We start from the raw sequence: 13,233 nt of genomic DNA on the forward strand, positions 1-13,233 counted from the left end.
TGAGCGACAGCCGCGAGCGTGTTGAGCCTCGCTGTGCCGTGAAGGAATGGATGAAGCAGCAACTGCTGCGCGGCTATTCCGCCGCTGTTGTGGCCGGCACTGAAAGCCGTGCCTACCTCGAGCAGCTGGGCTTGTCTCCAGAAGCAATCACACAACCCTGGGATGTCGTGGACAATCAGCTCTTTTCCAGTGCCGCCGCCGCAGCAGCAGCAGAAAGCTCAAAGTCAGATCCAGAGGAGTTCCTTTGCGTGAGCCGCTTCATAGCCGTGAAAAATCACCTAGGCCTACTGCGCGCATACGGCCTCTATCAGCAGGCTGGCGGTCGCTGGAACCTACGGCTGGTGGGTTCAGGGCCAGAGGAAGCGGCGATCCGGGCAGGGGTCTCTGAACTTCCGAAACCGGAACGGGTGAGTCTTGAGCCATTTCGGCAACTCAACGCCCTCACCGATGTGTATGGCAAGGCCAGCGCCTTCGTGCTGGCCAGCATCTCCGACACGTGGGGCCTGGTGGTGAATGAGGCCATGGCTGCCGGATTGCCGGTACTGGTGAGTTCAGCCTGTGGCTGCACTGTTGATCTGATCGACCACGGCAGCACCGGCTTCTGCTTTGATCCCCTTGATCCCAGGACGCTGGCCCAGTTGATGCACCGGATTGAAGCCCAATCAGCCCAGGAGCGTCTCACAATGGTTGTGGCGGCAAGGCGGCGGCTGGAAAGCTTCAGCCTTGCCAGTTTTTCTCAGGCACTGCAAGATGCTGCTGCTTATGCATCAGCAAATCCAGCATTCTCATGGCGCTCAAGATGCATCGCTCAACTACTTTCCCATAGGCTTCAATGAACCGGATCAATTGCAAGACAAAAGCGTTCACGGTCTATCTGCATTATCCTTCTGATATTCGCTGGTATCAGCGAAGCAATTGCACGTTTTGGCGTGGGCCTGGGCACACCCCCATTGTCGATTGTTGATCCGGAAAGCGAATACATGTTCCGCCCTTGTCAAGGGAAAGCATGAACTGGGGCAGAGACAGACTCGATTTGAACTAGATCCGATACATTTCCATAGGAATTCCGATCCGTACATGCGGACTAGCCTAGGTGCCGGAAGTGTGCTTGCAGAGCTTGCTACCGAATCAAGTGCAATAATGCAATGCGCGTCTAACGTAGAATACGTAATCGGGCTGGCCAGCATTCTCACATCCGCCAATGGACAACTAACCCCCACAAGGCGGCTTACCGGCACAGAGGCTGCAATTGGGCCTCTGGCGTCATAACTCTGCAGCCCGCTCCGGCCGGCTGCGGCCGAGCAGGACATCCTTGAGTGCGAGGAAATTGCCGGCGAGCTGGCCGCGCCGGTCGCACCAGGGGTCGCTGCCGCGCAGAAAGCCCACCGCGTTGCCGATGCAGCAGCGAAGGATATTGCACGCGGCGTAGTAGGGCGGCAGCACTCCCTTCAGCATCAGGTACCAGGAGTTCGCAACCTGCGAGTAGCCGAACCGCAAGCCAGAGACTCGTGCCTTCCGCGTTCCGAGGTGGACGCCCCAAAGGTAGTCGGTCCAGATCATGCTGGTCCATCTGACCCGGCTGATCGAGCCGGCACCAGCGGTTCGAAGGGAGAAGTCGAGGTCTTCGAGCCAGCCATAGAGCACAAGGTGCTCGTCGAACAGGGTGTCCTGGATTGCCGCGGAACGGAAGATCATGTTGCATCCATAGGGGCTGATCCCTGAGCGCACCTTGCTGTCGGCGAAGCCGGCAGATGTCGCCACGCGGTCGTGCGCCTCGACCATCGCCAGGCCGTCGGCCCATTCGATGCCGCCGAAACCTGCACCATCAGCCAGGACGAGCCCGCTTACGATGACAATGTCTGACCGGACCGCCATCACCTGCTGCAGACGTTCGATCCAGAAGTGCGAGGGGATGAAGTCATCGTCAAGGAAAGCGACGATGTCGACATCCTCGCGGATCGCCATTAGGGCGCGGTTGCGTTGCGCGCACAAGCCGGCCGCGCCGAAGATGATGTCCACCGGCGTCCCTGCAAGGGTCCGGGTGGTAGCCGCGTCCTCCGGTGCGATGTCCTCGGGACCGGTGGCGGAAACGACAATGCGGGCTGGGGGCACCGATTGTGCGCCGAGGTGGGCCAGAAGCCGGCTCAAGACCTCAGGCCGGCCCTTGGTGGCAATGATGAGAGCTGTGCGCAAGGCCATGTGGTTCACTATTAGTGCTATGGCAGATTTGTCCGTGCCATGGTCGACGCCGCTGAGAAAGGCAGGTTTCGGCTTCAAAGGCTTGAATGGCGATGGCATATTGGCCAGGCGATGTCAGCTGGGCTCGCAGTGCAGAAGATTTCGGTACAGCACCGACACTTCGAAAGGCATCGTGAGGAAAATCACAGCCGCTCTTCATTATGAAAGGGGATGTCGCTGTTGCCTAGCGGATGATTGCAAACGACGACCAGGAGCACGGACGGGAACGTCGTCAGCGCGTGTTGGGAACGAATGGCGAAGACGACGACAACCGCGTAATTCCTGCGCCATTTTCAGTCAGGAGTGGAGTATCCAGTTAACGGAAGTGAATAATAGATATAGCGTTGTGCCGTTGGTTCATAAGCTTGCGCCATGTAGAGCTGAATCAAAGTCCCAGTAAAGATTGAGTTTGAGCTCGACATAGCCATACTGATTGACTCCAATTCAAGCATGGAGCTGGCAACTGCTACACGTCCGCTTCATCGACCTACCCTTCTCCACAGGCCCTCGCGATCGTCTGAGCCAGCACGTCATGACCGTTCTCCACCTTTCCCACGCCGCTGATGCTTCCGATGGTGGCATTGCTACCGCAGTCACCGATTTGATCGCTGCACAGCGGGCTGCCGGTCTTGAGGTGGACTGGCTGACAAGCGATCACTTCAAGGGGTTTCACCGTGATCAGAAGCTGCTTGGGGCAGTCAAAGTCGCTCACCCCTCCTTGCTTCATCTTCATGGCCTCTGGCGTAGCCCCACACGCATCGCCTCGCGCCTGGCAGATTTGAGCCACTCCTTGGTGGTAGCTCCTCACGGAATGCTCGATCCATGGGCACTCGTTCACTCACGCTGGAAAAAACGGCTTGCCTGGAGCCTGTTTGAGCGTCGGGCCCTGCTCTCAGCCCGCTGCATCCACGTGCTGACCCCAGCGGAAGCAGCCGATACAGATGCCCTCGATCTGGGTCGGCCCATTGCCGTGATACCCAATGGTGTGTCCATGCCCACGACGGCAGCAGCAGGGCCACCGCCTTGGGTAAACACCATTCCTACCGGAAGCAGCGTGTTGCTGTACCTGGGCCGATTCCACCCAAAAAAGGGGCTCGTTCCCCTACTCAAAGCTTGGCAAGCTGTGGCTGAGGAGGCCGAGCGCCATGGCTGGTGGCTGGCCTTGGTGGGCTATGGCGATAGGGGTGTCCTGGCTGAACAGGTTGCCGCTGCCAAGGCGAAGGGGGAGCTGACACGCGTTTCGCTGCATGGCCCTTGCTTCGATGAGCAGAAGCACGCTTGCTTCACGGCGGCAAACGCCTTCGTATTGCCAAGCTTTTCCGAGGGCCTGCCGATGGCGGCACTCGAAGCCATGGCCTATCAATTACCAAGCCTGCTAAGTACCGCCTGCAACATCCCAGAGGCATTCAGCTCTGGAGCAGCGTTGCCAGCGGAGCCGGAAGATCACGTGATCTTGGCAAAAAGCCTTCACCGCTTGTTTGAATTGAGCGAAACCGAGTCAGCAGCCATGGGTTCTGCTGCCCATGCCTTGGTAGCTCGGGGGTACAGCTGGCCCCGCGTGGCTGAGCAAACACGCCAGCTCTACGACTGGGCTCTTGGCTACGCAGAACGGCCTGGGTTTGTGGAAGGATAACCAGTGATTAACAGGATTCAGCGGCTCGATCTTTACAGCACCCCTCCCAGCTGGAACACCGGTGCATCGTTACGACGCCGGGTTCTGTGGAGGTTGTTAGGTTTGCCTCTCCTTGCCAGCCATCTGCCAGGAACGGCCTGGCGGCAGCGGCTCCTGCGCCTTTTCGGAGCGCGCATCGGCGCAGGCGGCCGATTGAAGCCCCAGTTACACATCACCTTTCCCTGGCGTCTGGTAATAGGAGATCACTGCTGGTTGGGGGAACAACTCTGGATTGACAATCTCGCCCCTGTGACATTAGGAGATAACGTCTGTTTATCCCAGGGCGCTTACCTCTGCACAGGAAACCACGATTTCCGCACACCTGGATTTGATCTGCGCTTAGGCCCGATTACTGTTGAATCTGAAGCCTGGGTCGCTGCCCGCGCTGTTCTCGCTCCGGGCACACGTGTGTGCACTGGTGCCGTTGTAGCTCTCGGTGCAGTTGCAAGCGGTACTGTGCTTGCCAATGCCATCGTGCAGGGAAATCCTGCTCAAGTAGTGGGATGGCGACGTAGGCAGCAATGATGTCAGCAAAAAACAAGAATCACATACGCTTACCAAGCTATCAAATTGGCGCAAGAATGACAAAGTCAGATTGTTTAACCTGAGAAGAATGTGCCAATTTTCTTGCCCAGTCGCCGCAGCTTGGAGCGAAGACTAAGTCCAGCGCTAGACTTGCTGAGTTGTGTCTTATTGTTATTGGCAGTACTATCAGCAGTATAATACTGATGGGCTATTGATGGATCGTGTACGCTTTCAGTATTACGGGAAAAGGAAGTCATTTTGCCATAGCCATAGCCATAGCCACTTCCTAAACCGCGATTGGATCTCTGCATTCTCCCGTTAGTCACAACCCCAAGCAAAGGTGCTCCTGATACAAGAATTCGCTTTGCTGTTTCACTGGGCAACTGCCGATCAACCTTCCCTAAGCTGACAAGTAACATAATACCATCTAGATTTGCAGCCAACAATACGGCGTCAGATAAACCAAGAGTAAGAGGAGTATCATACAATACTAAATCATATAACTGTGATTCAGCAATGGTGTGGACAAGTTCGCTCATTTTTAGCGAGCTAAGTAGACGAGGTGGATCAGGCACACTACGCCCAGCAGTAATCACATCCCAGCCTGAAAAGCCAGGTACTGGCTGGACAAAGTTTTGCCAATTAGGAGAATCTTCAATAAGGAGATTAGACAGACCCTCTAAATTATTGAGACCAACTCTCTTGTGAAGCTGTGGTTTTCGTAGATCAGCATCAACTAATAAAACTCGTTGCCCGAGTTCGCTCAGAGTTTTAGCAAGAAGAACAATTACAAGGCTCTTTCCTTCAGCAGGAATAGAGCTTGTTATTGCAATCGACTTTAATGGTCGATTTGCATTCAGAAACTTAATAATTGTATAAAGATTGCGCAACGACTCTTGGTAACGAAACAACTGGGAGCCAAACTCCTCTGTTGACATAGAGTTGAGGTCTTGTAGAATAAACTGATCAGCCTCAGCAAACTTACTGAAAAGTTCGATATACGGCATATGACCAAGCAGAGGTAAATCTAAGTCTTCAACTACCTCATTTGATGTGTGGAAGACATTGTCGAGCTTATCAGTAATTAGCGCTAAGCCGGTGCCAGCAAACAGCCCAAACAAAAGACCGAGACTTAGAGTATTACGAACATTGGGCCGTACCGGACTTGGAATTACTGCAGCTGGCTGAATTACTTTCCAAGGAATAGTATTTTGCGCAATTTCCAGTTGAAATTGATCTCTAGTGCGCAAGTAACTAGCAAGATTTTCCTCAGATATCATTTGCTTATTCTTGATATCCTCGTATTGGCGTAGCAAAGCAGGCTGTGCACTAAAACGTTGATCAACACGAGCAATTTGACTTACTGTTGCGAAGATTGAGCCTTCAAGCTGTCTAATAGTTGCATCTACCGCTTCGATTTCCTTTCTCTGCAAGGCAGGTTTAATTTGTCCCCTTGCCGCAATCAGATTTTGCAGAAAGGGGGAATCAGATTTATAAATGGCTTTTGCTTCAGCGATCTGCTGCTCGATTTTGTTAAACTCTTGGAGAAGAGGCTGATTTGGTACATCCAGACTGAGGCTAGTACCAATACTTGCGACGGATGATTGATTGCTGGGTTCGCCAGCAGTACTGGAAAAACCACTTGCAGTTAATTTTCCACTGGAAACATCCTTGCGTACCTCCTGGAGCCTATTAAGCTCTGATTTCTGCTCTAGAAGCTTTAGTCTCAATGCATCAACTTGCTGACGGTTGGCCGAGGCTTCCTGCTCGGGCAGCAATACATTATTTTCATTGCGAAACCTTTCGAGAGAATCCTGTAACTTCACTGTTTTTGATTCTAGCAATGGTTCCTGTTTATCAAGGAATTTGATTCCCTCGATCAACTTTTGGCGACGCTGTTCAAGCGACCATTGAAGATAAGCTTGCTGAGTTAGCCGCAGAGCTTCGCGTACTAGCTCGGGTGAACGGCCGCTAACCGTAGCCTGCAGTACGCCACCTGCCTTGGCTCGTTTGTTTTTGCTAACATTTCCTGAACCCTGTGAAACCTCCACTTCAAATGATTCAACTTCAGAAGTTCCAGGAAACTTCTCTTCAAGTTTTGTAATTACAGTTTTCATTATTTCTTCACTCTCCAGCACATCAATCAAGGTGGGAATATCATTGCTCCCGCCAATATTTCGTGCAACTGATGCAATGCCAGGTTCATCTAGGCGCGAACCATTTCCAACCTGCTTCTCATTACTGATTGGATCAGATATAAGTAAGTTAAAGCTTCCTTGATAAACTGGATGATAAATTCGCTGGTAGATCAGCCAAGCCACCGTCCCAGCTGTGACAGCGACTACCCCGACCAAGAATGCTTTGCGTCGACGCCTGACAATTCGAAAAAGTAACCTCAAGGTTATTCCGGATTCTTCCGGAGCCATCTTGGTCCCTTCAAGAATCGGGACTGAGCCTGACGAGCGCTGTTGAAGCTGAGAGGAGCTCCTATCAGTGACCATCGTCATGCTTCCAAATGTCAGTCTTGATCGATTATAGAGGAGTCTGGCCGATCCAGCAAGCGTGGCGTCTCATAGAATAGAAACGATCGGCTTGAAGCACCCCATGGAGAATACTTAAAGTCAATTGCAGTCAGGCCAGTCTGAAATCTCAAATCTGCAGCACGGTCACCAATTCATAAGTATCCGGTCATAGGCAGGGATGTTTATATCACGCCAATGAAAACCCTGGCGCTACGCTGCTTAAAGTAATAGATTTCAAGAAGTCATTAAGTTACAACCCCAATGATCAAGCGGCAGCGACGGCATCACGTGCCTCGCACAGGCCTGCTTCCTGGATTCTGCATGAAAGTCAAGAGTATGCTTGCGCTGAAGCAATGCACGGCAGCTATGTAGCGTGTGAGGCGACGGGGTTCGCTCGCCCTCCTGACAGGCTGGGGCGTGGACTTGTACTGCCAACTATGGAACAACGAACATCAGACAATATGGTATTTCCGAATAGATTTATATTGCTCAAGCCCTCCAGGCACAAAAGGAGTTTAATCGTCATAGCTACCCAATGATCGTGCTATTAGCAGGTTGTGCCCCGTAATACTGAATCACGATTACAGCATGGGGCTCAAGGTGAATAAGGGACAGACATTCGATTTCATGCACAGTCCTTAGCCAGTAGATTATACCAGTAATTAGCAATCGCGCCGATATCATAACGGCTGACATGGGATCGAGCCTGAGTAGCCAGGGCAGAACGGTCAGAGTCTGAGGACACCAGATCCTTGAGCAGCGAAACCCAGGCTGGGACATTGCCTGCCGGAACCAGCTCTCCCGCCTGGCCGCTTTGCAAAACCTCGCGGCAAGCAGGAACATCGCTTGCGATCACCGGCAAGCCTGCTGCCATGGCCTCGATCAGCACGATGCCAAAGCCCTCGGTGGAGCTGGTACTCAAAGCGAATAGATCCACCTGTCCCATGAGTTCGGGAATATCGTTTCTCACGCCCATGAAGATATCCGCCGGATCAAGCCCAAGTTCACTGGCCAGGGCCTCACAGGCTGGCCGCTGGGGACCATCACCCACCAGCCACAGCTGCCAGCCCAAACGCGCCAGGCCACTGGCGGCGAAGGCGCAGAGCAAGGTGGGCTGATCCTTCATCGTGTCGAAGCGGGCCACCATCAATACTCTCTGAGGATCACCCGGCGGCCGGGCGGCGCGGGCGGCGGCTGCGCGTTTCCTGATCGCCGCCACATCGCAGCCGTTGGGGATTACGGCTTCCATCACAAGCCCGGGGGGCAACGGCTCAACACTGCACACCGCCGCCTCTGAGCAGGGCACCACCCGCAGGCCGAGTCGAGCGCTCCAGAACATCAGGCGCTGGAAACCAAGGCGTCCGGGCCCGTCCTCCGGAGCCAAGTTCCCCATGCTGGTAAAGATCCTTGAAACTCGAGCCAGCCGTGCCGCAAAGGCCACCCAGAGCGTGAGGCGGTTGAAGGGGTAAATCAGCACCACATCCGGTTGAATCCGGCGCAGCACCGGTAACAACTGCCAGAGCAGACGGCCACCATCGCTAGGAGGGAGCTCCGTGATCGAAAGCCTTTGGCTCGCGACTATGTCGTCGAAACCCTCTCGCTGGGTCTGAACCGTGACATCCAGATTGAGCAAGTGACTCTCCGCTCCATCAGGAGCATGGCGAATCAACTGCAGACAGAGATTCTCGATGCCGGCTGGATGGAAACCGTGCAACACGTGCAGCACACGAAGAATCACTAAGTCACCTGGTCCATGGACTCCACTGTATTGATCAGTGCCCATGCGGTGCGGATGGCCTGACTGACCGTCAAATTTCTGAGAACCATTTTAAAAGCATGGGTCTCAGGCACCCCCGGGTTCAGGAAAGATGTCACCCCTTTGATCCATCCATCCGGGGGCTTGAGGACATGATCAATGCGTCGTTACAGCGAGGCCGTCAAGGCTGATGTGAGGAGGCGAATGAGCCCGCCGCACAGGCAAAGCGTGGCCCGGATTTCAGAGGAGCTGGGCATCCATGTGATCACCCTCTACAAATGGAGGAAGGCCTGGCGGTTGCAGGGAGAGGTGGTGCCGGCATCCGAGAAGGAACCAGAGGGCTGGAGCGCTGCCGACAAGTTCACGGTGGTGCTGGAGACCGCCGGGCTCAATGCCACCGAGCTCAGCGCCTACTGTCGCGAGCGAGGGCTCTTCCCTGAGCAGGTGAGCCGTTGGCGACAGGCAGCCCAGGATGCCAACCAAAAGCCAGTGCTGACCTTGAAAGAGCAGAAGGAGCTCGAAAGGCTCCGCGCCCAGGACCAGCGGGAGATCAAGGCCCTCAAGAAGGAGCTGCAGCGCAAGGAGAAGGCCTTGGCGGAGGCGGCGGCATTGCTGGTGCTGCGAAAAAAGTGGGATGCCTTCTGCTCGGAGGACGAGGAAGGCTGACCAGCGCCGCGCACCGGCGGAAGGTGATCGAGCTGATCGGCGAGGCCAATGCCGCTGGTGCTGGCCTGGTTAGCGCCTGCCGTGAGATCGGGATCAGCCTGCGCACGCTCCAACACTGGCGGAAGGCCTTTGGTGGTGATGGGGACGGCGTGGACCGCCGTAAAGGCAGTTCTCGCCTCGTCGTTCACCGATTGAATGAGGAGGAACGTCAGCGGATCCTGCTGACTTGCAACCAACCGGAGTACGCCTCGCTGCCGCCTGGGCAGATCGTGCCGGCTCTGGCGGATCAGGGGCTCTACATCGGCTCCGAGAGCAGCTTCTATCGGGTCTTGCACCAGGCGGGGCAATGCCACCGCCGAGGGCGGGCCCGGCTGCCGCAGGAACCGCGCTCCGTGCCGCGTCTGATGGCGGATCGCCCCAATGCGGTCTGGTCATGGGACATCACCTATCTGCCGACCACAGTGCGGGGTGTGTGGCTGTATCTCTACCTGGTGATCGACGTCTGGAGCCGCAAGGTGGTGGCCTGGGACGTGGCCGAGATGGAGTCGGCCGACATCGCAGCTGACCTGGTGAAGCGGGCCTGCCTCAGGGAGCGCTACTGCCGGCCTAAGGGGTTCGGCGCCAACCAGTCTCCCCAGCAGCCGCTGATCCTCCATGCCGATAACGGCAATGCCATGAGAGCGGCCACGTTGGAGAGCCGGCTGGAGGAACTGGGAGTGCTGCGATCGTTCTCGCGGCCGCGAGTCAGCAACGACAACCCCTACTCGGAATCCCTGTTCCGCACGGTCAAGTACCGGCCCGACTACCCCAGTCGGCCGTTTGACAGCAAAGATGAGGCCTGCGAGTGGGTGGCGGCGTTTGTCGACTGGTACAACCACCGGCACCGCCACAGCGGCAACAAATTCGTCACGCCCCATCAGCGTCACAGTGGAGCCGCCAAGGCCATTTGCCAGCAGCGAGCCGAGGTCTACGAGAAGGCCCGCCAGACCAATCCAGCACGCTGGAGCAGAAGCACCCGCTGCTGGCGTCAACCCGAAGAAGTGTGGATCAACAAGCCATCAGAGGAACCAGATCCGATCCTCGCGCTACCATTAGTCGAGGCCGCCTGAATGGCAGCCAAGGAGTGACACCTTCCCTGAAAGTCACCGGCAATGGGTAGGACGGGGTGGCTTGAGAGCCAGAAGCTGGAAAACAATTCCAAGTCTCGGTGGATTCCCAGATCCAGCAGAAAATTGAGGTGATCTGATGAGCCATATGGGAATCGAGCTGAAATCGCTTCTGCAGAGCGTCTTGAGCATTCGCCATTGGCTCCTGTCTTGGACTCTACTCCCACTGCATATTCTGGAACCCTACATCCCCAACCAGGGCATGCAGCAATGCCGTAAAACAGTTCTGGTGCATAGGTATTGAGCGAGCGTCGCCGCTCCGTGATGTACTGTGTGCTGCTATCTCAGCGGACAGTCTTAAATGAGATGTATCGGTCAATGGACCTAAAGGCAGCCATCAGCAACGAACAAAGGAAAAATAAGGATGACTCTCTAAAAGGTCGTCCTGACTAAAACTTGCACGCAAGTAAACCACATTGAAGATCGCCCATCAAAGCTACCTCCAAGCCAATCCTAGCACTTAGATGTCATTATCGGCAAGACTGTAAAACAAGAATAGTTGTGGAACATTAAAACACGCTTGAGGCGAGAGACTTGACAAAACATTCGCCTGGATTCATGCTGGAATGATGAAGCACAGATTCAGCTTCGAAATAAGTGCTCTTCAATTCATTCTACGATTTACACTTGGATCAGATCAATGCATTCATGCCTCGGCTATTGCATCACGCGAAGGGTAGGCAGATCCACAAATTGATAGAAACATGAAGCGTGGTATTTTTGTGCAATGGAGTACAACTTACTATCCATCTTCTATATTATTTGATACTGATTCAACCAGAATCCACAGTTACTACACCATACCCCATGCCCTACTACGACAAGCGCTTATCAGCCATGGTATCCTTCTATGTCCAATTGAAGAGTTTGGCGAGCACAAGAGAGCGGACTTTTTGATTTCTGTCGACTTGCCTATCTCCAAGATAGAAATCCAAAGAGCTTGTGACAAGTTGCTTAATCCGGGTGGGCCAAGAATTCTCATCGTCATGGAATCTGCTCATTCCATGCCTGAGTTACTCTGTAAATCAGAATTCAGCGATTGGAGCCACGTAATACATTACTCTAGCCTTCTGCCATCCAGCATTAAGCACTACAACTATACACTTCCTTCTAATTTGAGTTATCTGTCGGTTCAAGGGCAAGACTATACTCATGATCGTCACAGACTCGTGGGAATGATGAGCACTAATAAGCCCTCTCGCCTAACTGCAACTATCTCAAGAAGAGTGCGAAGTCACCGGTCTGCTTATCGCTATGACTCTGCTGGTGTATTCAGGTGGCTGAGGCAAGAGGATGGCTTGAGACTCCGCAGACATTTCTCAAAAAGACTAGCAAAATTAATTCCCGATGACTTTCTTGTCTTCGGAGGCCAGTGGGATGGCTCATCCTTCGCCCCACACCATCGCGTGCTCAAGCCCAAAGCAAATCCATGCTCAAAAGGCCCTACATCGTGCAATTCAATATCTATAATTCAGGGATTTAAGTATTTTTTTGCAACAGAAAATCTAATAGGCGACGATGGATATCTTACAGAAAAGTTATTTAATGTTATTCGGGCTGGCTCAGTTCCAATATATAAACCAGCCACTGATAGCAGAGTCTTTCCATTTACCGGAGCACACGCAAACCTTCCATTTATAGATTTGCGAATGGTTAAAAATAATTCCGCATCACAACTTGTTAGCTTGCTCCGAAATATTACTCCCAATACTTATCAGAAGTACTTGCAAGCTGGAAAGGAGTTTCTTTCTTCTCAACTTGCCGTCTCTCATACCCCTTGTGCATATGCCCAATCAATGTCAACACTTCTTTCGGACTTGATTCTCAGCTCCATCAACGAAAAACCTTTGAACAATGTTCGTCGTCAATCCCATTGATCGAGAACCATTTCAAAAATCGCCACTGTTTCAAGATTCGCCTGACCATCCGGCTGGTTGTTCGGCGACAATTAGATAGCCGGGCTCAGCACCGCCAAGAAATACGCTGAAGGACTTTTAGGCCCCCCTGCACCGCAACCCACCTTGCGCAAGAGCAGAGGATTCATCACAAAAGATTCGGAAATCGCAGCAACGGCAAACAGGATTGGACGAGCAATAGGTCCGGTAAGGCGGTGGTGCCGAAACAGGAGACGTCGAATAAGATCCTTCGGCCCGAGTGCAAAGCGAAGAGCTGTCATCTGACGGTAGCTGACAAACCAACTGAGCGCCAGTTCAGAAACTCTGGGATTCGCTTGAATGGCATCACTGAGATACTGAGTGGAGCTTCTCCCAATTCGATCAATGAACTCCCAGCTCCATCGCTCCGTATGATTGAGATGGAGAAACTGACTGGAATCAAGATGCAAGCGCTTCAGGCCAATCGCCTGTAGCGCAAGAGGAAGGATCAAGTCCCACCAGAGTAGTCCAATGGTTAGTTCTGAGCTGAGGAGTGGGTGCACACGTGGCACAAGTGAGGAATGGAAAGCGATGAAGTCGATCCCAGAGTTATAAGGTACTAACGCTTGTCTTGGGTCTGATAGGCCTATAATTGCGACGAGGTCACTCATTGCGGACACATCGCAACGGTGCGCGAGAAGAAAGAGGCTTGTATCGAGCTCATGAAGGATTCGCTGCGAAGCCTCCGTTAGAGAAATATGGATATCCGCATTTGTGATAGCAATGGGCTGGTCAGGAAAGCGCTGGGACGCTG

7 protein-coding genes and 1 pseudogene are annotated in these 13,233 nt (G+C 53.6%); 4 read left to right on the forward strand and 4 right to left on the reverse strand.

Annotated features, from left to right (window positions below; translation table 11 throughout):
• The coding region (locus WH5701_RS08085) for a glycosyltransferase family 4 protein (RefSeq protein WP_006171695.1) at positions 1-836 on the forward strand (836 nt) is incomplete at its 5' end.
• 427 nt (positions 837-1,263) lie between these two features.
• Here the strand turns inward: WH5701_RS08085 and WH5701_RS08090 are convergent.
• Positions 1,264-2,199, reverse strand: coding sequence for a glycosyltransferase family 2 protein (locus WH5701_RS08090; RefSeq protein ID WP_037980765.1), 936 nt, complete (start codon positions 2,197-2,199; stop codon positions 1,264-1,266).
• Between the two features lie 571 nt (positions 2,200-2,770).
• Here WH5701_RS08090 and WH5701_RS16790 point away from each other — a divergent pair.
• The gene (locus tag WH5701_RS16790; RefSeq protein WP_071934234.1) at positions 2,771-3,871 is read left to right on the forward strand and encodes a glycosyltransferase; all 1,101 of its coding nucleotides are present in this window, start codon (positions 2,771-2,773) and stop codon (positions 3,869-3,871) included.
• A 638-nt stretch (positions 3,872-4,509) separates the two neighbouring features.
• On the opposite strand, the gene WH5701_RS17640 is transcribed toward WH5701_RS16790, so the two are convergent.
• Complete coding sequence (locus tag WH5701_RS17640; RefSeq protein ID WP_156776601.1) at positions 4,510-6,756, reverse strand: polysaccharide biosynthesis tyrosine autokinase; 2,247 nt, start codon at positions 6,754-6,756, stop codon at positions 4,510-4,512.
• 826 nt (positions 6,757-7,582) lie between these two features.
• On the reverse strand, positions 7,583-8,590 hold the full coding sequence (locus tag WH5701_RS08100; protein ID WP_232201807.1) for a glycosyltransferase: 1,008 nt from the start codon (positions 8,588-8,590) through the stop codon (positions 7,583-7,585).
• Between the two features lie 282 nt (positions 8,591-8,872).
• Here WH5701_RS08100 and WH5701_RS08110 point away from each other — a divergent pair.
• Together WH5701_RS08110 and WH5701_RS17180 are read left to right on the forward strand one after the other, a co-directional pair.
• Positions 8,873-10,488 (forward strand): annotated as a pseudogene (locus tag WH5701_RS08110) (IS3 family transposase).
• Positions 10,489-11,249: 761 nt separating this feature from the next.
• Positions 11,250-12,422 (forward strand): glycosyltransferase family 10 domain-containing protein, encoded by a 1,173-nt coding sequence (locus WH5701_RS17180; RefSeq protein ID WP_083781849.1) that lies wholly within the window; start codon positions 11,250-11,252, stop codon positions 12,420-12,422.
• Between the two features lie 71 nt (positions 12,423-12,493).
• Here the strand turns inward: WH5701_RS17180 and WH5701_RS17645 are convergent, their stop codons facing one another.
• On the reverse strand, positions 12,494-12,931 hold the full coding sequence (locus WH5701_RS17645) for a hypothetical protein (RefSeq protein WP_156776602.1): 438 nt from the start codon (positions 12,929-12,931) through the stop codon (positions 12,494-12,496).
• Positions 12,932-13,233: the final 302 nt, after the last annotated feature.

Source organism: Synechococcus sp. WH 5701, assembly GCF_000153045.1.
In the GTDB taxonomy this organism is placed as follows: Bacteria; Cyanobacteriota; Cyanobacteriia; order PCC-6307; family Cyanobiaceae; genus Regnicoccus_A; species Regnicoccus_A antarcticus.